We start from the raw sequence: 21,792 nt of genomic DNA on the forward strand, positions 1-21,792 counted from the left end.
TTACAGTTCCATCGTGGTTGATTCGTGTGAAGCCGGCAGGTTGCCACCCAATGGCAGACGCAGGGTGAAGCATGTTCCCTGGCCCTGGGTTGAATGCACTTCCATCTGGCCCTTGTGATTGTTGGTGATGATGAAGTAAGACACCGACAGGCCCAGGCCCGTGCCCTGGCCGACTTCCTTGGTGGTGAAAAACGGCTCGAAGATACGTTTGCGCACGTTTTCCGGCATGCCGATGCCGTTGTCCTCGACCTGGATTTCAGCCCACGGCGGGTTCAGCTTTGTGCGCAGTATGATCCGGCCCGGCTCGCGCGTGTCGGTGCGTAAGTGAATCGCTTGGGCGGCGTTCTTCAGCAGGTTCAGCAACACTTGCTCCAGTTCGTTGGGAATACCCGGTACGGGGCCGAGTTGAGGGTCAAACTGACGAATCAGGGCATGGCCCTTGAAGTCAAAGCCAATGGTCAAATCAAAGTCATTGCTGGCGATGTCGATGGCCTGATCGATCAGGGCCGACAAGTCGCAGGGGCTCATTTGCCGGTTGCTGCGGCGGCTGAAGCTGAGCATGTGAGTGACGATTTTGGCGGCGCGGGCTCCTGCCTGCTGAATACCGTCGAGCAGTTGCGGCACCTCGCGGGCTTGCAAGTATTGGCTGATGGCCTCCAAATCAATGCCGGTCTGAGCGGCCAGCTCGAGGTTCTTGGGCAGTTCGCTCGACAAACGTCGGCGGATGTTCTGCACGTTGTGCAGGATGGCACCGAGCGGGTTGTTGATTTCGTGCGCCATTCCGGCGGCCAGGCCGCCCACGGAGAGCATTTTTTCCGATTGCACCATCATGTCTTCCAGCGACAGGCGTTCGGTGATGTCGTCGATCCGGATCACGACCCCGCGCCCCCCTGCACCCCTTAACGGGTAGAACGTCAGCGCATAGTGGCGGGCCTCATCGCCTTGGCCCCAGGTGATACGTTCGATGTTGGCGACATGATGGTTTTCGATGGCGTCCTTGAGTTGCGGCAAGAAGGGTTTCAACGGTTCGAACGCGAGGTAGATCGGCTGGCTCAAGGCGTCTTCAAGCGCTGTTCCGGACAGGGTGCTGGCCTCTTTATTCCATTGCGTGACGTAGAGCTGTTCGTCCAGGGCGATCAAGGCTGAAGGCATGGAGTCGATGATGCTGTTGAGGTATTTCTGGAATCCGGTCAGTTTCTTTTCGATTTTGCCACGCACTTGCACTTCAAGTTCCAGCTTACGGTTGGTGTGCCGGGTTTCTTCGGCCAGTGCCTGGGCCTGATCATAAGCGGCCTGAGCTTCATCGCGGGCCCGCTTGAGCTCCTGTTCGCGGGCTTCAATGCGCGACAGCATGGTGTTGAACGCTTGCGCCAGGCTGCCGATTTCATCGCGGTTGCCGGGCTCGGCTCGCAAGGCGTAGTTCTCTTCTCGGGTGACCTGGCGAGACAGTTCTTCAAGCCGGTGGATGGGCTGGGTGATCAGGCGTTTGATCTGTCGGGCCACGACGAACCACAGCAAGGCACTGAACACCAGAATCCCCAGGCTGGCGGTCAAGGTGCCGGTATAGAACGCCATCGGCAACTCACTGCTGGCGATCAGCAGTAAATGGCCGGGAGGGCCGTCACCGTTGGGCAGGCGCGTCAGTTGGTTACTGCGCAACTCCGTCAGCCGCCAGACCTCAACGTCGCTGACGTGCTCGGGCAGGGGCAGGTTTTCGCCGTGCTGCAACTGCGCTATCAGGTCACCCGCGCTGTCATAAATGGCGGCGGCCCGCAGCGGACCATAGCTGCCTATTTCATGGAGCAGGGCTTTGGCGTTTTGTGGGGAGTCCAGCGCCTGAACCATCAGTTCCGGGCGTGAGGCCAGTTGTCCCAGTGTTTGCAGGGCCTGCGGAGCCGTGCTCTCGTGGGAAATCCAGTAGGCCACACTGATAAAGGTCAGGTTGGCCACCAGCAGAACCGTTGCCAGCAGCACGAGCAGGGCGGCCAGTAATTTCTGGCCGACCGGGAGGTTTTCAAGCCGTTGGCGTAAGGGCATGAGCGGGCACGTTAAAAAGGGCAGGACCTCAGGGTAGCGCGGGCCTCAGTAACAGGGCAATCCGCGCTGTTTCAAGTGCTGCGCAAGACGTTGATGCAGCGCTTGAAGGTGCGGGACCTCACAATGCCGGTCGCGGGCGGCATCACACGCATAACCCAGCAGAAAACTGATTTCGGTGCGCCGGCCTTGCGCCACGTCCTGATGCATTGACGAGTAGTTACTGCCGGTGGCCTGGATGACGCGGTGCACTTCGCGGGTCAGATCAAGCGCCGCCTCGGGCTGATCGCAGCATTCCAGCAAGGTCATGAGTTCCCAACACAGTGTATCGACTTCGGCGGCGTGAGCCTGCAAGCCGCCATTACGGCAGTCGTAGAGCACGGTCAGCGGGTTGATCGCGCAATTGAGGGCCAGCTTGCGCCACAGCCGGCTCAGGATATTCGGGCTCCACTCGTGGGCAATGAGGCTGTGTTCAAGCGCATCCAGCCATGGCGGTGCGGTGCCTTGCTGAGGGTCGCCCAGCCAGGTGTGGCCTTGGCCTGCAAAGACGACTCGCCAATCGCTGTCACGAAAGGCTCCTTCGGTGCTGGAAGCAAAAATACACCGTGCATTCGGCACCAGAGCAGCCACCGCTTGTTGGCTGCCGAGGCCATTTTGCAGCAGGATCAGTTCGGCATTGGGGGCCAGCCGCCCGGCAATTTGGGCCACCGCGCGTTCGGCGTCGTAGGCTTTACAGGTGACCAGCAAACGCTGAATGGGCTCGTCGGTCTCGGGCAGTTGAGCGGCGATAAACAGCGTTTGCGTGTGCTCGCCCTCAACCAGGGTCAAACCTTGCGCGGCCTCGTAAGCCCGCAAGCGTTCGGCGTTGCGCAAGATCAACTGGACGGGTTGGCCTGCCCGCGCCAACCGCGAGGCCCACAATGTGCCGATGCACCCGGCACCGATAATGTGCCAGGACCCCGTTGGGGTAAGGGGGGTGTCGCAGTTGGAGTGAAGGGGCATGTGTGCTCGCCAGTGAATGAAGTTGAAGAACCGCTATAATGCCCGCGCATTTTAACTGTCAGGCCAGGCACGCTCCATCTGTGTTGAGCGTGCCCTTTATTTTTGGAGAAAACGACATGCCGTCTTTCGACGTGGTATCTGAACTGGACAAGCACGAGCTCACCAATGCTGTCGAGAACGCGGTGAAGGAGCTGGATCGCCGTTATGACCTCAAGGGCAAAGGGTCTTTCGAGTTCAAGGAAAAGGACCTCACTGTCAACCTGACCGCTGAAGCCGACTTCCAACTGGAAGCGATGATCGAAATTCTGAAGCTGGCCCTGGTCAAGCGCAAAATCGACGTGCAATGCCTTGAAGTCAAGGACGCGTACGCCTCGGGCAAGCTGATGAAGCAAGACGCCGTACTCAAGGAGGGCATCGACAAAGAGCTGGCGAAGAAAATCGTCGCTCACGTCAAGGAAGCCAAACTCAAGGTACAGGCCGCCATTCAAGGTGAGCAAGTGCGCATCACCGGCAAGAAGCGTGATGACCTGCAAGAAGCGATTGCTGCACTGCGTGCCAAGAGCTTCGACCTGCCGTTGCAGTTCAACAACTTCCGCGATTGATCATCGGCCAGGGGAACCTCTGGGGTGCATCAGCGTCCGAATTTCCCGGGTATTGCGCGACGATTGTGCTGCTAGGCTTAAATCGTTGCGCTGAATTAATGACGTCGCCGGGTATGGGGCAAGGAGAAATACGTGGATTTAAATGCTGAAGTTGATCAGTTGATCGCGGCCTCACAGGCCTGGATTCCGATGATTATGGAGTACGGCAGCCGCGTGCTGCTGGCCTTGGTGACGCTGGCGGTAGGCTGGTGGTTGATCAATCGGCTGACGGTCAAGATCGGGCAGTTGCTGGCGCTAAGAAAAGCCGACCTGGCGCTGCAAGGTTTTATCAGCAGCCTGGCCAATATCATTCTGAAGGTGTTGCTGGTTGTCAGCGTGGCTTCAATGATTGGCATCCAGACCACCTCATTCGTAGCGGCGATTGGTGCGGCGGGTCTGGCCATTGGCCTGGCGTTGCAAGGCAGCCTGGCCAACTTTGCGGGCGGGGTGCTGATTCTGTTGTTCCGTCCATTCAAGATCGGTGACTGGATCGAGGCGCAGAGCGTGAGTGGTACGGTCGACAGTATTCAGATCTTCCACACCGTGCTGCGTACCAGCGACAACAAAACCGTCATCATGCCAAATGGCGGTCTGTCCAATGGCATCATTACCAACTACAACCGTCAGCCGACGCGTAAGGTCGTGTTTGATGTCGGGGTGGATTACGAGGCGGATCTGCAAAAGGTGCGTGAGGTGTTGCTGGCGCTGGCCGATGACCCGCGCGTGCTGAAAGAGCCCGCGCCGGTGGTGGTGGTGACCGCGCTGGGTGACAGTGCGATTACGGTGTCGCTGCGTGTGTGGGTCAACACGCCGGATTACTGGGACCTCATGTTCAAGTTTAACGAGCACGCCCGTGATCGTTTAAAAGCTGAGGGTGTTGATATCCCGTTTCCTCAGCGCGTCATTCGTGTAGTTCAGGAAGTGGCTGCGCAATAAGAGCACGGTCAATGTCATGAATACCGGCGGACTAGAGCATCGCGTATGAACAAACCATTAAAGGGGCCTATGCCCCTTTAATGGTTTTTTTAGACCGCACAATGAATCACACAGGCTTGAAAGCGTCGCAAGTTAGTAGTGAGAGCGACTTGCGTTTTAACTTGTTAGTTAGCTTGCTATATAGTTTCGCTTTTATGTCAGCCAATAAAAAGCCACGCCCTTTAAACAAGGGCGTGGCTTTTGTAGAACACTGCTATGAACGCCCTAGGGCAGCCATTACAAGATGTTCAGAGGGTACTCAGCAATCAGACGGAAGTCGTTTACGTCATTATCGACGTTGCTGGTGGCGCGATAGATAGCGCTACGCAGACGGAAAGACAGGTCTTTGGCCGGGCCTTCTTGCAGCACGTACTTGGTTTCGAAGTCGAACTCGTGCTCTCTGCCTTCATTCGTGTCGGTAGAGATGTTGTCGCCTCGCACGTAACGCGCCATGAAGCTCAGGCCTGGAACGCCGTAGCTGGCCATGTTCAGGTCGTAGCGAGCCTGCCAGGAACGTTCGTCTTTGTTGTTAAAGTCGGAGTATTGCACGGAGTTGGCAAGGAAAATGGTACCGCCGCCGTCTACGCCGTATTTGTAGCCAGCATCACCGGTGGAGCGCTGGTGAGCCAAGGTGAACTTGTGAGCGCCCAAGCTATAGGCTGCTGCCAAGCTCCAGATTTTGTTGTCGACGTTGCCATAAAGCTCCTTGCCATCAGACGTCGTTCTGTAGCCGTTGAAGTCGAAGTTCAGGGCTTGGGTGTCTGCGATTGGCAGGGTGTAGTTCAGGTTGATGTACTGCTTCTTGAAGTAGTCTTCAACGTCGGAAGCTGCCACGCCGCCCACGAAGTTATCAGTGAACTGGTAGGTTGCGCCCACAATGTTCGCAACGGGCAGGCCAGATGTTGTTTTCGTGGGTTTGATGCTGTCGCGGTACATGCCCGTTTGCGAGCTCAGCGCGGTGAAACGACCTGCGCTCAGCTCAAGGCCTTCGATTTCCTTGACGGTGAGCAAGGTACCGGTGGCGACTTCTGGCAGCAGGCGGCTGTCATCCGTGGAGAAAACCGGGCTGGCCACGAACTGGTTACCGTACTTCAGCACGGTGTCAGAGATACGGACTTTAACCGCACCGCCGAGCTTGCCCTGAGTGTCTTCAGGAGAACCGTCGCCCTTGCTGGCGAACAGGCCGTTGCCTTGGCGACCGGCACCGCCGTCCAGACGCAGGGTACCCATTGCGAATGCATCAACACCCACACCCACGGTGCCAGTGGTGAAGCCGGACTGATAGTTCAGCAGTTCGCTTAGACCCCAATCTTCGCGATAGCCACTTTTGCCGCCATTGGTAGGGTTGCTTGCACCGTTACGGAAGTCACGGTTCATGTACAGCATGCGAGTTTTGGAAGTCAGCGTGCTGTCTTCAATGAAACCCTTGGCATCGTCTTGGGAAGAGGCCATTGCGAACTGCGTAGTACCGGCTGAAACAGCCAGGGCGATCATGCTCCACTTCATCACGCGCATCGTGATTTGCTCCTTTGGTTTTAGGAAGAGTACTGCCGTCCCACCTACAATTATTATCTGGAACGGCTCTTTCTTTTTGTGTCGGCGCAAACTTATATCACGCCGGCCATGTTGGCGATACTTGGCTTTATAAGCTTTTTTGCACCCTTTGCGCTGTATCGCAAATGACACTCTACAGGTCGCAAACACCAAGCTTTACCGAGTCATCGATTCGGCCCGGTGCTGTTTGCAGGTTCTGGCAAGCCAATAAACCTTCCGTGTTTAAGTGCTTACAACGCTCATTATCTGCAATCCAGCTCATGTTATTTTTGGTCGGGCTTGTGCATCCTGACGCAAGCCATGCGATTACCAGAGATTCCATGCAACAAGCATGCTCAACTCGGAGGGGATGTAAAAAAATAATTCTTGAGAGGTCGCTCCCACCTGTTAGGCCCTGCGGCTGCTTGGATTGATTCGAAGTAACGACAGGCGTGTAACGTGCTTTTCAGGTCGTATGGGCAGGGTGACTGGCGCATTCATGTCAAGGATGTTACCGGTTAACACTCTGTTGGGGCCGACGGTGACGTTTGACTGCACTAAAAGCCTTCCTGATGTGCCGTTTTGGTGCACAACTGTTTGAGCGGTGTTGGTATGGGTGTGATGCATGCCTTAATCAAGGGTATCCTGCGCTTCTGTCGCCGGGTGGCAGGTGTCTTCAGGGATCTCACCGGGCTGAAAAATGACGTGTCGAGCAGGAGAGTGTTCAGTGTTCGTTTTGGATTCACGCCTTGAGCAGGATACGTGGCTACTCGGGGACTTCCCGCTGTGCCGGCTGCTGCTTTCCAAAGATGCCAACTACCCTTGGTTCATTCTGGTACCGCGACGCGAGGGTATCAGTGAGTTATTTCAGTTGAGTGACCACGAGCAGCAGGTCATGTGGCAAGAAACGACTGCTTTGGCGAAAGCGCTGAAGGGCGCGTTCAGTGCAGATAAAATGAACGTCGCTACGCTGGGTAACGTGGTCAGTCAGTTGCATATGCATGTCATCGTCCGCTACAAGGTGGACGCAGCCTGGCCAGCGCCCGTCTGGGGCAATCGGCCTGCAGAGCCTTACCCAGAGGGTGAGGTTAGCGCTATAAAGAGCACCTTGAAGCAGGTTCTGGGAGCAGATTTCATTTTCGTGGAGGATGAGTCGTGACACTGGAAGCGCGGGTGATGGACCTTGAAAGCCGTTTGGCTTTTCAGGATGACACCATTCAGGCATTGAATGATGTGTTGGTGAAACAGCAGGATGTGGTGGACCGCTTACAGATGCAGATGGCAGCCCTGCTCAAGCGCCAGGAAGAAATGGGTGGGCAATTTGAGTCGTTTGAGGATGAAGCGCCTCCCCCTCATTATTGAGGCTTGTTATTAGCGTCCAAAAAAAACCGCGATCAGCCTGGCTGCTCGCGGTTTTTTTGTACGTGTGAATCAGCGGCGGGGCAATGCTGCGATGACGTCTTCAGCTTGCAGGCCTTTGTCGCGATTCATGACAGAGAATTCGACGCGTTGACCTTCCACGAGTACACGGTGGCCTTCGCCACGGATAGCCCGAAAATGAACAAAAATATCATCGCCAGAGTCGCGGGAGATGAAGCCGAATCCTTTTGACGTGTTAAACCACTTTACAGTCCCAGTGTCGCGATTGGTCATGTCGTAGTTCTGTGGAGCCGCCGAAGGTGACGATTTGTAGAAGCTGACGGCCAGGTGAAGCACCACGGCAACCACAGCGGGCACGAGGCTGAGCAGGACAGCAGGCTGATCGCCGATAGGCAGCAGCAGGCCGAACAGTGTCAGAGTTTGCAGAACAACAGAAAGCACCAGCAGGGCGCTCACCAGGTTTTGCAGTTGGTGACGTACACCTTTATTCCAGAACGGAATGACGGGTGCAATTGTCAGGTTGAGAAGGCCAAGAAAAGCCAGGTAAAGGGCATCTGCGTGTTGGAGGTAAGGTGTGGCATCGGTTTGCAGAGTGGGAATGAAGGACAGCAGCAAGGCCGCTGCACCCGTTAGCAGGTGGACGATTTTCAACATTTCAATTAGCTCACATTAAGACGGATCGCAAGGAAGAGCTGATTGCGCATGGTTCGCATCAAAAAAAATGGAAGCGCCAGACACATGCGGGCATCAGCCTATGCGCCGTTGCCAGAGACTGGGCGAGGCGACACGCCATCAATTTAACAGCAAAACCGGGGCCTTCTCAAATTAAGCGTATGGAAGTGGTGCTGAATGTACTTGCCTAAACCGGTGCCGGGTAATAGCTAATTATCTCGCAAGCCTTGACCTAGGCATGTGTAGGCACTTCCAATGGACTGAAGGCTGTCAGTCCATTGATTAGTTGCCGCACGTTGATAGCGCAGAGGAGTGACCACTCGTCGCTTTTTTTTAGGCTCGGCACGGCGTTTCAGTGAGGCTTTTTTTCAAGTTGAAACTTGTTGTTTATGTAGGGTGTTAGTGCTTGGTTGTGTAGCAGTTATTAAGTGAGTTATTTCTATGCTGTGGATTTAACTGTGTACTTTTTACAGGCCACCTACCGTAGGGGTATTCGATATTTAGTTTGTTGGATTACTGTTTGTTTAGTGCGCCGGGAATAGGTGAAGGTGGGGGCGTGGTCGTTTAAATCGTGAGGTGGGAAGGTTTCAAGTTGCTGAATGACTCAGTGTTTGCGGGGTTTTATCAGGTGTTTTGCTGAGCTGCAGGGCTTGAATCGTATGGGTTTGGCTCATATTCATCATCTTTAGCGAGAGCGCTCCTACAGATTTGAGGGTTGAGTCCGCTGGATAGGAGTTTTTACATATTGTTTTATGAGGTGTGTCTTGGGTGAGTTTCAATAAATTTAAAAAAAGTTGCAATGGAGTGCTTAAATTATGGGGCGATTAATTAGGCAAGGTCATTCCGGGGGTAAGTTGCTGCAGCGTGTCAGAATAGACCCGGTTGTTCTTGATTTTGGTATGACTTTGGCGCAGCCGCTATCCAGGTCGGTCAGGCTAAATGGCTTTGCAACCTGCTTGCGACTGGAGGAGGTGTATTGGGATGTGTTGTCTGATATCTCGCGTATTAATGATTGTTCGGTTAATGCCTTGCTGTCTTATATCGACAGGGAAGTTCATTTGCGTCATGGCGGGGTAAAAAATTTCAGCGGCCTCATACGGGTGGTCTGTGTCATGCACCTCTTGAAGGCTGGATCCGCACCGCGGCACGTGTTGCAAACGCAGGCCTTTATCGGGTGAGCACGTAGCATGGATTTAGAGGTGGGCGTTTGGTAGCTTGTAATCTTTTGAGTTTCATGGTGCCTTTAGGGGGTTAATGGCCGCTCATGCGGCTGCAATGGCTCGATTTACCAGATATAATCTCGCGCTTTGCGGCGTGGCCCTCCTTATGGGGTGCTGCTAATGAATGTCGAGACGCGCCAATGCCCATGTACGATTACCAATGTGCTTCCTGTGGTCATCAGTTGGAAGCCATTCAAAAGATCAGTGACTCGCCACTCGTTGATTGTCCTGCTTGCCAGGCACCTGAATTGAAGAAGCAGCTGTCCATGCCAGGCTTTCGCCTCAGCGGTACGGGCTGGTATGAGACAGATTTCAAGACAGGCTCGAAGAAAAATCTGGCAGGCGGCGACAAATCCGACTGAGTGTGGCGATACAGTCTGAACACAAGCGGGCTCTTGCAGTGTTACCAGCACCGACGGTGCGCAGGAACTCCACCGAATTTCGAATTACGAGAAGTGAAACCACTACCATGATGCGCAGCCATTATTGCGGCCAACTGAACGAAAGCCTGGAAGGCCAGGAAATTACCCTTTGCGGATGGGTTCACCGTCGCCGTGACCACGGTGGGGTGATTTTCCTCGATATCCGTGATCGTGACGGTCTGGCCCAAGTGGTTTTCGACCCGGACCGCGCGCAAACCTTCGCTGCTGCCGATCGCGTGCGCAGTGAGTACGTTGTCAAGGTCACGGGTAAGGTGCGTTTGCGCCCGGCCGGTGCCGGTAACGCCAACATGGCTTCAGGCATGATCGAAGTGCTGGGCTATGAACTGGAAGTGCTGAACGAAGCGGAAACCCCACCGTTCCCGCTTAACGAATTCTCTGATGTTGGCGAGGAAACCCGCCTGCGTTATCGCTTTATCGACCTGCGCCGTCCAGAAATGCTCGAGAAGCTGCGTTTGCGTTCGCGCATGACCACCAGCATCCGTCGTTACCTTGATGAAAACGGCTTCCTCGACGTCGAAACGCCGATCCTGACCCGGGCTACCCCGGAAGGTGCGCGCGACTACCTGGTGCCAAGCCGTACTCACGCCGGCTCTTTCTTTGCCTTGCCGCAATCGCCACAACTGTTCAAGCAGTTGCTGATGGTGGCCGGCTTTGATCGTTACTACCAGATCGCCAAGTGCTTCCGCGACGAAGACCTGCGTGCCGACCGTCAGCCTGAGTTCACTCAGATCGACATCGAAACCAGCTTCCTCGATGAAAAAGACATCATGGGCCTGACCGAAGGCATGATCCGCAACCTGTTCAAGGAAGTGCTGGATCTGGAGTTCGGTGAGTTCCCGCATATGACCTTTGAAGAGGCCATGCGTCGTTACGGCTCTGACAAGCCTGACCTGCGTAACCCGCTTGAACTGGTAGACGTTGCTGACCAGCTCAAAGACGTCGACTTTAAAGTGTTCAGCGGCCCGGCTAACGATCCAAAATGCCGTATTGCTGCCTTGCGCGTTCCTGGTGCTGCCAGCATGCCGCGCAAGCAGATCGACGACTACACCAAGTTTGTCGGCATTTACGGTGCCAAAGGGTTGGCCTACATCAAGGTCAACGAGCGCGCCAAAGGCGCCGAGGGTCTGCAATCGCCGATCGTCAAGAACATTCCTGAAGCGAACCTCAATGTGATCCTGGATCGCGTGGGTGCAGTTGACGGCGATATCGTGTTCTTCGGGGCCGACAAAGCCAAGATCGTGAGCGAAGCCCTGGGTGCTTTGCGTATCAAGGTCGGTAATGACCTGAACCTGCTGACGTGCGAATGGGCACCGATGTGGGTTGTCGATTTCCCGATGTTCGAAGAAAACGAAGACGGCAGCTTCAGCGCCTTGCACCACCCGTTCACTGCGCCGAAATGCTCGCCTGAAGAACTTGCTGCTAACCCGGCCACTGCACTGTCCCGCGCCTACGATATGGTGTTGAACGGTACTGAGCTGGGCGGCGGTTCGATTCGTATTCACCGCAAGGAAATGCAGCAAGCGGTCTTCCGTCTGTTGGGTATTGAAGAGGCTGAACAGGAAGAGAAATTCGGCTTCCTGCTGGATGCTCTGAAGTACGGCGCACCGCCCCACGGTGGTCTGGCTTTCGGTCTCGACCGTTTGGTGATGCTGATGACAGGCGCTCAGTCGATTCGTGAAGTGATTGCCTTCCCGAAAACCCAGAGCGCTGCCTGCGTGATGACTCAGGCTCCTGGCATTGTCGATGCCAAGGCGTTGCGCGAGTTGCACATTCGTTTGCGCGAACAGCCGAAGGCTGAGTAAGACTGGCCCGCGAAGGCGCATCCCCGGATGCGCCTTTGTCGTTGGGCACAAGAATTTTTATTGCCAGGCCCTCTCATGGAAAGGCGCGGCAAGGTTTCATCTAAGGATTCGGAGTAGGTTATGGCAGGTCATTCTAAGTGGGCGAACATCAAGCACCGCAAAGAGCGTCAGGATGCCAAAAAAGGCAAAATTTTCACCAAGTGGATACGTGAACTGACCGTTGCTGCCCGCCAGGGTGGCGGTGATCCGAGTTCCAACCCGCGTCTGCGCTTGGCGCTGGACAAGGCCCTTGGGGCGAACATGAGCCGCGACATCATTGATCGTGCTGTGGCTCGGGGTGCTGGCGCTGCCGATACCGACGACATGGTCGAGTTGAGCTACGAAGGCTACGGTCCGGGTGGCGTTGCAGTAATGGTCGAGTGCATGACCGATAACCGTAATCGCACGGCAGCAGCGGTGCGTCATGCTTTTAGCAAGTGCGGCGGCAACCTGGGTACCGACGGTTCGGTGGCTTATCTGTTCGAGCGTAAGGGGCAGATTTCCTATACGGCTGGCGTTGATGAGGATGCCTTGATGGAAGCGGCAATGGAGGCTGATGCCGACGATGTCGTAACCAATGAGGATGGCTCCATTGATGTCTTTACCTCCTTCTCCGGTTTTTATGCGGTGCGCAACGCGTTGGAAGCGGCAGGCTTCAAGCCGGCGGATGCAGAGATTGTCATGCTGCCAACCACCAGTGCCGAGCTTGATCTTGAGACGGCCGAAAAGGTACTCAAGCTGATTGATATGCTGGAAGACCTGGATGATGTGCAGAACGTGTACTCCAATGCCGAAATTCCTGATGCGGTGCTGGAACAACTCGCCTGATACCGTGCTCTGACCCTGGAGGCCGAAGGTGCATGCCGCAATGAACGCGGGCTGTGCACCTTCGGCTTCTGCCTTTAAGCTGTCCGGGTATGTGCCCGTGGGCGTCACTTCATAAGCTGCAGGCGTTATGACTCTTATTCTTGGTATTGACCCAGGTTCGCGAATCACCGGTTATGGCGTGGTGCGAGACACCGGGCGTGGCTGCGTGTACGTCGCCTCGGGATGTATTCGCACGGGTAGCGGCGAGCTGCATGAACGATTACAGATTGTTTACCGTGGGGTGCGGGAGGTCATTCAGACTTACGGGCCGGTCACGATGGGGATCGAAAGAGTATTCATGGCCCGTAACGCTGACTCGGCGTTGAAGTTGGGCCAGGCCAGGGGGGCTGCCATAGTGGCGGGTGCCGAAGAAAGCCTGGAAATAGCCGAGTACTCTGCCACGCAGGTCAAGCAGGCGGTTGTCGGCACGGGCGGGGCAAACAAGGAGCAGGTGATGATGATGGTCATGCATTTGCTCAAGCTCACCTCCAAACCACAAATCGATGCATCGGATGCATTGGCAATCGCGCTGTGCCACGCGCATACGCGTTCAAGTTTGTTGCCCCATGGATTGGGTGCGGCGCGCAGTCGGAGTGGGCGACTACGTCTTTGAAACATGCGGTTAACTATAATTAAACATGCCGGCAAGGTTGCTTCTTAAATGAAGTGGCCTTGCCGTTCTACTTGTCAGCCGTTGATCTGGCCAGAGAAAAGGATCTGAAACGTGATTGGACGCTTGCGCGGCACTCTGGCTGAAAAACAGCCGCCGCACCTGATTCTTGATGTAAATGGCTTGGGTTATGAGCTGGAAGTGCCGATGACGACGCTCTATCGACTGCCTTCTGTTGGCGAGCCGCTGACTCTGCATACTCACCTGGTCGTTCGTGAAGACGCCCAGTTGCTCTATGGTTTTATTGGTAAGCGTGAGCGGGACTTCTTTCGTGAGCTGATTCGGCTTAACGGAGTGGGACCAAAACTGGCCTTGGCCTTGATGTCCAGTCTGGAGGTTGATGAGTTGGTGCGTTGCGTGCAGGCTCAGGACACGTCGGCCTTGACCAAAGTGCCAGGTGTGGGCAAAAAAACCGCCGAACGACTGTTGGTCGAACTCAAGGATCGCTTCAAGGCTTGGGAGCAGGTGCCCAGTATGTTTGCTTTGGTACCGAACCAACCGAGCGCACCAGAACCCGTGGCCAGTGCAGAAAGTGACGCGGTCAGTGCCCTGATTTCATTGGGCTATAAACCTCAGGAAGCGAGCAAGGCTGTTTCCGCCATCAAGGATAAGACCTTGAGCAGTGAGGACATGATTCGTAGGGCCCTTAAGGGAATGATTTAAGTGATTGAAGCTGATCGTTTGATAGCCGCCTCCAGCGGACGGGACAGGGAAGAGGTTCAGGACCGTGCAATCCGCCCTTTGAGTCTGGCCGACTACATTGGCCAGCCAACCGTGCGCGAGCAGATGGAGCTTTTCATTCAGGCCGCTCGCGGGCGTTCGGAATCGCTGGATCACACGCTGATCTTTGGTCCTCCCGGCTTGGGCAAGACCACGCTGGCCAACATCATTGCCCAGGAAATGGGGGTATCGATCAAGAGCACGTCGGGCCCCGTGTTGGAGCGCCCGGGCGACCTGGCGGCCTTGCTGACCAATCTTGAGCCGCACGATGTGTTGTTCATTGACGAAATTCACCGTCTTTCGCCCATTGTTGAAGAAGTGTTGTACCCGGCCATGGAGGATTTTCAGCTCGACATCATGATTGGCGAAGGGCCGGCTGCGCGCTCGATCAAGCTTGATTTGCCGCCGTTTACGCTGGTGGGCGCGACGACTCGTGCCGGGATGCTGACCAATCCCTTGCGTGATCGCTTCGGGATTGTTCAGCGGCTGGAGTTTTACAGCACCGCTGATCTGGCTACGATTGTCAGTCGTTCGGCCGGTATTTTTGGTTTGCCGCTGGACCCAGAAGGGGCTTTCGAGATTGCCCGCAGAGCCCGGGGGACGCCGCGAATCGCGAACCGTCTGCTGAGGCGTGTGCGTGACTTTGCCGAAGTGCGGGCCAAAGGGCACATTACCAAGTCGGTGGCGGACCTTGCACTGAACCTGCTGGATGTGGATGAACATGGCTTCGATCACCAGGACCGGCGCTTGCTGCTGACCATGATCGAGAAATTTGATGGCGGGCCGGTCGGTGTCGACAGCCTGGCTGCCGCGATTAGCGAAGAGCGTCATACGATCGAGGATGTGCTGGAGCCGTATCTGATCCAGCAGGGCTATATCATGCGCACGCCACGTGGGCGTGTAGTGACACGTCACGCGTATTTGCACTTCGGTTTGAATATCCCGTCGCGTCTGGGGGATATGCCGCTGGCAGACGATTTTTTGACTGTGGGTGGTGACTAAATAAGCACTGGGTGGTCGATTTTTTCTGCGTTTGTGTGGTCACACGTACTGGCGTTGAAAATCTTCAGTCATTAAGCCTCGGAAGTGTAAAAAAACAATGGGTTGGCGGATTGGCAACCTGAGGAGTAAGCACTAGAGTATGCGCGCGCAAAACAGGCTTGAGCCGTTCGCACATCGTTGTCGCGTTTATTACGAGGACACGGATGCGGGTGGCGTCGTGTATTACGTCAATTACCTGAAATTTATGGAGCGGGCTCGAACCGAAAGGCTGCGGGAATTGGGGTTTTCTCAATCCGCACTGGCAGGCGAGAACCTGTTGTTTGTCGTGCATTCCAGCGAGGCACGCTACTACGCGCCGGCGCGACTGGACGACGAGCTGTCAGTGAGTGCACAAGTAATAGAACTTAACCGCGCCAGTTTGCGTTTCAAGCAGCAGGTCTGGCGCGTTGCGGATGCAACGCTGCTCTGTGAAGGGCAGTTTTTGGTGGCCTGTGTGCGCGCCGATAGTTTTAAACCCCGGGCCATTCCCGAAGCTTTACGTGCGGCCTTTGCCGACGTGAGCGGCGCGGGTAAACATTTAGAGCAGGAGATAAAGCGTGGAAGCTAACGTCGTCGACCATTCCTCCATGTGGAGCTTGGTCAGCAATGCCAGCATTGTTGTGCAGTTGGTAATGTTGACCCTGCTGGCCGCATCGGTTACCTCGTGGGTCTTGATTTTTCAGCGCAGCACCATGCTGCGCGCTGGTCGACGGGCTCTGGAAAGCTTTGAAGAGCGTTTCTGGTCAGGTATCGATTTGTCAAAGCTGTACCGTCAGGCGGGTAGCAACCCAGATCCCGACTCAGGTGTAGAACAGATTTTCCGTGCAGGCTTCAAAGAGTTCTCGCGCCTGCGTCAGCAGCCAGGTGTTGATCCTGAGGCTGTCATGGAAGGTGTGGCGCGTGCCATGCGTGTCGCCATTTCCCGCGAAGAAGAAAAGCTTGAGCAAAGCCTGCCATTCTTGGCCACCGTAGGCTCCGTCAGCCCATACATCGGTCTGTTTGGTACTGTCTGGGGGATCATGAACTCCTTCCGTGGCCTGGCCACTGCCCAGCAGGCCACGCTTGCAACCGTGGCACCCGGTATTGCAGAGGCACTGATCGCTACCGCCATCGGGCTGTTTGCAGCTATTCCCGCCGTGATTGCTTACAACCGTTTTGCAGCCCGTAGCGAAACACTGATCAGCCGCTACTACACCTTCGCCGATGAGTTCCAGGCGATCCTGCACCGCAAAGTGCACACCAGCGAAGACTAAGCAGGTATTTTCCAATGGCTTTAATCGCTCGAGCGCGCAAAAAGCGCAAGCCGGTTGCCGAGATGAACGTAGTGCCCTACATCGACGTGATGCTGGTGCTGCTGGTCATCTTCATGGTGACCGCCCCGATGCTCAACCAAGGGGTGAAGGTTGATTTGCCCAAGGTCTCCAGCGAGGCCTTGCCGCAAGATAACAACACGCAGGTCCTGACTATTTCGATCAAGGCTGACAAGACCTATTTCTGGAACCTTGGCAGTGAAGTCGATACTGAAAAGCAGATGGACAAGGCCATGACATTGCCGCAGATGACGGATGCCGTGACTAAGATCATTCGCGCAGGCAATGAAGGCGGTAAGCAGACCCAAGTATTTATTCGCGGAGACAAAACCGTGGATTACGGTGCTGTGATGGGTGCCATGGGCGGCCTGCAGAAAGCCGGGGTCGGTAATGTTGGCTTGATAACCGAGGCTCCCTGATGCGCGAACAGCGGGAGCCGTCCGCCTCTGAAAACTATTTTTGGCCTACAGTTTGGGCGGTAGCGCTGCACGTTCTGATTTTTGGCATGCTGTTCGCCAGCTTTGCCATGACGCCGGAATTGCCACCCTCCAAGCCGATTGTTCAAGCCACTTTGTACCAGTTGAAGTCCAAAAGTCAGGCAACCACCCAGACCAATCAGAAGATTGCAGGTGAAGCCAAGAAAACGGCTGCACGCCAGACCGAAGTCGAGCAACTGGAGCAAAAGAAGGTTGAGCAGGAAGCGGTAAAGGCTGCGGAACAAAAGAAAGAAGAGGCTGCCGAAAAAGCAGCTGAGGCCAAGAAGGCCGACGAAGCCAAGGCGAGCGAAGCCAAAAAGGCGGACGAGGCTAAAAAGGCTGAAGAGGCTAAAAAAGCCGATGAGGCCAAGAAAGCTGACGATGCTAAAAAGGCGACTGAAGCTAAAAAGGCCGAAGAGAAAAAGCTCGCGGACATAGCCAAGAAAAAGTCCGAGGAGGAGGCCAAGAAGGCCGCGGAAGAAGAAGCCAAGAAAAAGGCCGCTGAAGACGCCAAGAAAAAAGCAGCAGAGGATGCGAAGAAGAAAGCCGCGGATGATGCCAAGAAGGCCGCCGAGGATGCCAAGAAAAAAGCTGTAGCAGACGAAGCGAAGAAGAAAGCCGCCGAAGATGCCAAGAAAAAGGCTGCTGCCGATGCTGCGAAGAAAAAAGCCGTAGAAGCCGCGCGTAAATCGACCGAAGACAAAAAGGCGCAAGCGCTGGCTGATTTGCTTTCTGATACGCCGCAACGCCAGCAAGCGTTGGCGGATGAGCAAGGTGATCAGGTCGCCGGTAGTTTCGATGATCTGATTCGCGCTCGGGCAGCAGAGGGGTGGGCACGCCCACCTTCAGCTCGCAAGAATATGACTGTGGTACTGCAAATTGGCATGTTGCCAGATGGCACGGTAACGTCAGTGACGGTTTCCAAGTCCAGCGGTGATGGGCCGTTTGATAGCTCGGCGGTAGCAGCGGTCAAGAATATTGGTCGTTTAACGGAAATGCAGGGTATGAAACCCAGCGATTTTAATCCTTATCGGTCATTCAAGATGACATTCACACCTGAGGATCTAGCCTTGTGATTAAATTTTTTCGAGGACTGCTAGTTGTCTTCTGCTGTTTGGCGGGGATGGCGGTAGCAGATGAAAAGAACATTCTGGTCACCAGTGGCAGTGACCGGGCGGTGCCGATTGCCGTAGTACCCTTCGGTTGGCAGGGGGGCTCTGTTCTGCCGGACGATTTGGCCGAAATCATCGGTAATGACTTGCGTAACTCGGGCTATTACACGCCGATCCCCAAGCAAAACATGATCAGCTTGCCGACCCAGGCCAGCGAAATCATTTTCCGTGACTGGAAAGCTTTGGGCGCGCAATACGTGATGGTGGGCAATATTGTTCCTGCTGGTGGTCGTCTGCAGGTGCAGTATGCGCTGTACAACGTTTCCACCGAACAGCCGGTCATGACCGGCAGCGTGTCGGGTACGGCTGAGCAGTTGCGTGACATGGCACACTACATCTCCGATCAGGCGTTTGAAAAACTGACCGGTATCAAAGGTGCTTTCTCAACCCGTTTGCTCTATGTGACGGCTGAGCGCGCAAGTGCCACCAACACCCGCTACACCCTGCAACGTTCGGACTACGATGGCGCGCGGGCCGTGACGCTGTTGCAATCGCGCGAGCCTATCCTGTCGCCGCGTTTTGCACCCGATGGCAAGCACATCGCCTATGTCTCGTTCGAGCAGAAGCGTCCGCGTATCTTTGTCCAGAACATTGATACAGGCCGTCGTGAGCAGGTGACTAACTTTGAAGGCCTCAACGGTGCGCCAGCCTGGTCGCCAGATGGTTCGAAGCTGGCGTTTGTATTGTCCAAAGATGGCAACCCGGACATTTACGTGATGAACATGGCTTCGCGCCAACTCACCCGCGTAACCAATGGCCCAGGTATCAACACCGAGCCTTTCTGGGGTAAGGACGGTTCGACCATCTACTTCACGTCTGATCGGGGCGGCAAGCCACAGGTCTACAAGACCACCATTGGCAGTGGTGCTGCGGAACGCGTAACCTTTATCGGTAACTACAATGCGAATCCGAAGCTTTCTGCGGATGAAAAGACACTGGTCATGATTCACCGTCAGGATGGTTTCACCAATTTCCGTGTTGCAGCGCAAGATTTGCAGCGTGGCAGCGTGAAAATTCTCACAGATACTAACCTTGATGAGTCAGCCACTGTTGCGCCCAACGGCACCATGGTAATCTACGCCACCCGCCAGCAGGGCCGGGGAGTCTTGATGCTCGTGTCCATTAACGGACGCGTAAGGCTCCCTCTTCCTACCGCTCAAGGCGAAGTCAGAGAACCTTCCTGGTCCCCTTACCTGAACTGACGTGGTGATAGCTGTACGTTGCACATAACACTTGGGGTTCATTAGGAGTTTTACGATGGAAATGCTGAAGTTTGGTAAATTTGCTGCGCTGGCACTGGCCATGGCTGTAGCTGTAGGTTGCTCGTCCAAAGGCGGCGACAATGCCGGTGAAGGCGCTGCTGTTGATCCAAACGCCGGTTACGGCGCAAACACAGGCGCTGTTGATGGTTCCCTGAGCGAAGAAGCTGCTCTGCGCGCCATCACTGTTTTCTACTTCGAATACGACAGCTCGGACCTGAAACCAGAAGCCATGCGCGCACTGGACGTTCACGCTAAAGACTTGAAAGCCAACGGCGCTCGCGTTGTTCTGGAAGGTAACACTGACGCCCGTGGTACTCGTGAGTACAACATGGCACTGGGCGAGCGTCGTGCGAAAGCCGTTCAACGCTACCTGGTACTGCAAGGCGTTTCTCCAGCACAACTGGAGCTGGTGTCCTACGGTAAAGAGCGTCCAATCGCTACTGGCAACGACGAGCAGTCGTGGGCTCAGAACCGTCGCGTCGAACTGCGTAAGTAATTCGTCATGCGAACGTGCCGCCGTGCTGTAACTATTCTGACTCTCAGCCTCATGCCGCTAGCGGCATGGGCTGCGGTTCCTGTGGTCGATGACAACTCTGGCAATAGCGGGGGGAGTTATCCATCACCGGGTTATGGTGCGAGCGGCGCCTATGCCGGGGGAGGGGTTTCGACCCCTGTCTCGGCACAGGGCGAGCTGTTCAACCAGCTGCAACAAATGCAGGATCAGATCTCACGCCAACAGGGTGTGATCGAAGTTTTGCAAAATGATATTTCACGCATGAAGCAAGAAAGCCTGGAGCGATACCAGGAACTTGATCGGCGTATTGGTACGGGCGCTCCTGCAGCTGCCGCACCTGATAATTCTGCTGCCGGTGGTGCTGCTGCCGCCGGTAATACTGCAGCGCCTGCACCTCAGGCTGCTGCTAGCTCGGAACCGGGTGATCCAGTGAAAGAAAAGCTCTACTACGATGCTGCTTTCGACTTGATCAAAGCCAAGGATTTCGACAAAGCCAGTCAGGCCTTTGCGGCCTTTCTGCGCAAATACCCAAACAGCCAATACGCGGGTAATGCCCAGTACTGGTTGGGTGAAGTGAGTTTGGCCAAAGGCGACCTGCAAGGTGCTGGTCAGGCCTTCGCCAAAGTGAGCCAGCTATATCCCAAGCACGCCAAAGTGCCGGATTCGCTCTACAAGCTGGCTGACGTAGAGCGCCGTCTGGGCCATACCGACAAAGTAAAAGGTATCTTGCAACAGGTTGTTGCACAGTACCCTGGCACGTCGGCGGCACAGTTGGCCCAGCGCGATTTGCAGCGCATGTAAGCCATACGAAGCTTTCATCGAGAAACCCGCGCTTGTCGCGGGTTTTTTCGTTAGAATCCACGCCCTTTTATGAAATACGCTCTTCTGAGTCCTGCGAGTGCAGATTCTTAAGAGTGCCTGACGGAGGCGGACAGCCTGTTTAGCTGTTACGCCCGTGGCGGATATGCAAGACACATTGAGAATTACCGAAGTTTTTTACTCTTTGCAGGGTGAAACGCGAACGGCTGGCCTGCCCACCGTTTTTGTACGTCTGACGGGCTGCCCTTTGCGCTGCCAGTATTGCGACAGTGCCTACGCCTTCAGTGGCGGCACCGTGCGCTCCCTCGACAGCATTCTTGAGCAAGTGGCCGATTTTCGTCCGCGCTACGTGTGCGTGACGGGTGGCGAGCCCTTGGCGCAGCCTAATGCCATTCCATTGCTTAAGCAGCTTTGCGACGCGGGTTACGACGTCTCGATCGAGACCAGTGGTGCGCTGGATATTTCGGCTGTCGACCCACGGGTCAGTCGTGTGCTCGATCTGAAAACACCAGGCTCCAAAGAGTCCCATCGCAACCTCTACGAAAACATCGCGTTGTTGACGCCGCATGATCAGGTCAAGTTCGTGATCTGCTCGCGCGAGGACTACGACTGGGCGGTGTCCAAGCTGATTGAATACGGCTTGGAGCGACGCGCCGGTGAAGTGCTGTTTTCGCCGAGCCATCACGATCTGGCGGCCCGTGACCTGGCCGACTGGATTGTCGCGGACAACTTGCCTGTACGTTTGCAAATGCAACTGCACAAATATCTTTGGAATGACGAGCCGGGGCGCTGAAATGACTGAACACACTGCTGTCACTGAAAAAAGAGCGGTAATTTTGCTGTCCGGCGGCCTCGACTCGGCCACCGTCGTGGCCATGGCGCGCGCTGAAGGTTACCGCTGCTACACCATGAGCTTTGATTATGGCCAGCGCCATCGTGCCGAGCTCGACGCTGCAGCACGTGTTGCTCGCGACCTGGGCGCGGTTGAGCACAAAGTCATTGGCTTGAACCTAGACGGTATTGGCGGCTCAGCCCTGACCGACAGCTCCATTGATGTACCCGAAGCACCCAGCGAAGGCATCCCGGTAACGTACGTGCCGGCTCGTAACACCGTATTCCTGTCAGTGGCCTTGGGCTGGGCAGAAGTGCTGCAGGCGCGGGACATCTTCATTGGCGTCAATGCCGTGGCCTAGTCCGGCT

At 55.4% G+C, this 21,792-nt stretch carries 23 protein-coding genes and 1 pseudogene; 20 read left to right on the plus strand and 4 right to left on the minus strand.

Features of this window, described 5'->3' with window-relative positions; translation table 11 throughout:
• The gene (locus Q1W15_RS13515; RefSeq protein ID WP_300729286.1) at positions 1-2,037 is read right to left on the minus strand and encodes an ATP-binding protein; all 2,037 of its coding nucleotides are present in this window, start codon (positions 2,035-2,037) and stop codon (positions 1-3) included.
• A gap of 45 nt (positions 2,038-2,082) precedes the next feature.
• Complete coding sequence (locus tag Q1W15_RS13520) at positions 2,083-3,036, minus strand: putative 2-dehydropantoate 2-reductase (RefSeq protein ID WP_300729289.1); 954 nt, start codon at positions 3,034-3,036, stop codon at positions 2,083-2,085.
• Positions 3,037-3,152: 116 nt separating this feature from the next.
• Here Q1W15_RS13520 and Q1W15_RS13525 point away from each other — a divergent pair, with 116 nt between their 5' ends.
• Positions 3,153-3,638, plus strand: a complete 486-nt coding sequence (locus Q1W15_RS13525; RefSeq protein WP_300729292.1) for a YajQ family cyclic di-GMP-binding protein — start codon at positions 3,153-3,155, stop codon at positions 3,636-3,638.
• A gap of 132 nt (positions 3,639-3,770) precedes the next feature.
• Positions 3,771-4,613: a mechanosensitive ion channel family protein gene (locus Q1W15_RS13530; protein ID WP_300729295.1), complete on the plus strand. Its 843-nt coding sequence runs from the start codon at positions 3,771-3,773 to the stop codon at positions 4,611-4,613.
• A 276-nt stretch (positions 4,614-4,889) separates the two neighbouring features.
• Here Q1W15_RS13530 and Q1W15_RS13535 read toward each other — a convergent pair whose 3' ends face one another.
• Entirely contained in the window at positions 4,890-6,167 is a 1,278-nt protein-coding gene (locus Q1W15_RS13535; RefSeq protein ID WP_300729298.1) for an OprD family porin, read from the minus strand.
• Positions 6,168-6,912: 745 nt separating this feature from the next.
• Here Q1W15_RS13535 and Q1W15_RS13540 point away from each other — a divergent pair.
• Together Q1W15_RS13540 and Q1W15_RS13545 are read left to right on the plus strand one after the other, a co-directional pair.
• The gene (locus tag Q1W15_RS13540; RefSeq protein ID WP_300729301.1) at positions 6,913-7,344 is read left to right on the plus strand and encodes an HIT domain-containing protein; all 432 of its coding nucleotides are present in this window, start codon (positions 6,913-6,915) and stop codon (positions 7,342-7,344) included.
• Positions 7,341-7,547 carry a SlyX family protein gene (locus Q1W15_RS13545; RefSeq protein ID WP_300729304.1) on the plus strand — a complete coding sequence of 69 codons (207 nt, stop codon included), beginning with the start codon at positions 7,341-7,343 and terminating at the stop codon, positions 7,545-7,547. The genes Q1W15_RS13540 and Q1W15_RS13545 overlap by 4 nt, the downstream gene beginning before the upstream one ends.
• Positions 7,548-7,616: 69 nt before the next feature.
• Here the strand turns inward: Q1W15_RS13545 and Q1W15_RS13550 are convergent, their stop codons facing one another.
• On the minus strand, positions 7,617-8,219 hold the full coding sequence (locus Q1W15_RS13550) for a cold-shock protein (protein ID WP_300729307.1): 603 nt from the start codon (positions 8,217-8,219) through the stop codon (positions 7,617-7,619).
• 833 nt (positions 8,220-9,052) lie between these two features.
• On the opposite strand from Q1W15_RS13550, the gene Q1W15_RS13555 reads away from it, so the two are divergent.
• From Q1W15_RS13555 to Q1W15_RS13630, 16 genes and pseudogenes are all read left to right on the plus strand, one after another.
• Positions 9,053-9,415 (plus strand): ribbon-helix-helix domain-containing protein, encoded by a 363-nt coding sequence (locus Q1W15_RS13555; protein WP_300729310.1) that lies wholly within the window; start codon positions 9,053-9,055, stop codon positions 9,413-9,415.
• Positions 9,416-9,597: 182 nt separating this feature from the next.
• Positions 9,598-9,819: a zinc ribbon domain-containing protein gene (locus Q1W15_RS13560; protein ID WP_300729313.1), complete on the plus strand. Its 222-nt coding sequence runs from the start codon at positions 9,598-9,600 to the stop codon at positions 9,817-9,819.
• 107 nt (positions 9,820-9,926) lie between these two features.
• A complete protein-coding gene (aspS, locus tag Q1W15_RS13565; protein WP_300729315.1) occupies positions 9,927-11,702 on the plus strand; it encodes an aspartate--tRNA ligase in 1,776 nt (591 codons plus the stop codon).
• 120 nt (positions 11,703-11,822) lie between these two features.
• A complete protein-coding gene (locus Q1W15_RS13570) occupies positions 11,823-12,569 on the plus strand; it encodes a YebC/PmpR family DNA-binding transcriptional regulator (RefSeq protein ID WP_300729318.1) in 747 nt (248 codons plus the stop codon).
• A 127-nt stretch (positions 12,570-12,696) separates the two neighbouring features.
• Positions 12,697-13,221, plus strand: coding sequence for a crossover junction endodeoxyribonuclease RuvC (gene ruvC / locus Q1W15_RS13575; protein ID WP_300729321.1), 525 nt, complete (start codon positions 12,697-12,699; stop codon positions 13,219-13,221).
• Between the two features lie 111 nt (positions 13,222-13,332).
• Complete coding sequence (ruvA, locus tag Q1W15_RS13580) at positions 13,333-13,941, plus strand: Holliday junction branch migration protein RuvA (RefSeq protein ID WP_300729324.1); 609 nt, start codon at positions 13,333-13,335, stop codon at positions 13,939-13,941.
• Positions 13,942-15,000 carry a Holliday junction branch migration DNA helicase RuvB gene (ruvB, locus tag Q1W15_RS13585; RefSeq protein ID WP_300729327.1) on the plus strand — a complete coding sequence of 353 codons (1,059 nt, stop codon included), beginning with the start codon at positions 13,942-13,944 and terminating at the stop codon, positions 14,998-15,000.
• Positions 15,001-15,139: 139 nt separating this feature from the next.
• Positions 15,140-15,607 (plus strand): tol-pal system-associated acyl-CoA thioesterase, encoded by a 468-nt coding sequence (gene ybgC, locus Q1W15_RS13590; RefSeq protein ID WP_300729330.1) that lies wholly within the window; start codon positions 15,140-15,142, stop codon positions 15,605-15,607.
• Positions 15,597-16,292 carry a protein TolQ gene (tolQ, locus tag Q1W15_RS13595; RefSeq protein WP_300729332.1) on the plus strand — a complete coding sequence of 232 codons (696 nt, stop codon included), beginning with the start codon at positions 15,597-15,599 and terminating at the stop codon, positions 16,290-16,292. Before ybgC ends, tolQ begins: the two co-directional genes overlap by 11 nt.
• Before the next feature lie 23 nt (positions 16,293-16,315).
• Positions 16,316-16,768: a protein TolR gene (tolR, locus tag Q1W15_RS13600; RefSeq protein WP_167654288.1), complete on the plus strand. Its 453-nt coding sequence runs from the start codon at positions 16,316-16,318 to the stop codon at positions 16,766-16,768.
• Entirely contained in the window at positions 16,768-17,901 is a 1,134-nt protein-coding gene (gene tolA, locus Q1W15_RS13605) for a cell envelope integrity protein TolA (RefSeq protein ID WP_300729335.1), read from the plus strand. Before tolR ends, tolA begins: the two co-directional genes overlap by 1 nt.
• 47 nt (positions 17,902-17,948) lie before the next feature.
• On the plus strand, positions 17,949-19,199 hold the full coding sequence (gene tolB / locus Q1W15_RS13610) for a Tol-Pal system beta propeller repeat protein TolB (protein ID WP_300729338.1): 1,251 nt from the start codon (positions 17,949-17,951) through the stop codon (positions 19,197-19,199).
• 55 nt (positions 19,200-19,254) lie between these two features.
• Positions 19,255-19,755, plus strand: coding sequence for a peptidoglycan-associated lipoprotein Pal (gene pal / locus Q1W15_RS13615; protein WP_003441254.1), 501 nt, complete (start codon positions 19,255-19,257; stop codon positions 19,753-19,755).
• 6 nt (positions 19,756-19,761) lie between these two features.
• Complete coding sequence (ybgF, locus tag Q1W15_RS13620) at positions 19,762-20,574, plus strand: tol-pal system protein YbgF (protein ID WP_300729344.1); 813 nt, start codon at positions 19,762-19,764, stop codon at positions 20,572-20,574.
• A 163-nt stretch (positions 20,575-20,737) separates the two neighbouring features.
• Positions 20,738-21,385, plus strand: coding sequence for a 7-carboxy-7-deazaguanine synthase QueE (gene queE, locus Q1W15_RS13625; protein WP_048370543.1), 648 nt, complete (start codon positions 20,738-20,740; stop codon positions 21,383-21,385).
• A 1-nt stretch (position 21,386) separates the two neighbouring features.
• A pseudogene (locus Q1W15_RS13630) lies at positions 21,387-21,779 on the plus strand (7-cyano-7-deazaguanine synthase); the annotation flags it as partial.
• Positions 21,780-21,792 lie beyond the last annotated feature (13 nt).

Source organism: Pseudomonas sp. (genome assembly GCF_030150285.1).
Taxonomy (GTDB): domain Bacteria; phylum Pseudomonadota; class Gammaproteobacteria; order Pseudomonadales; family Pseudomonadaceae; genus Aquipseudomonas.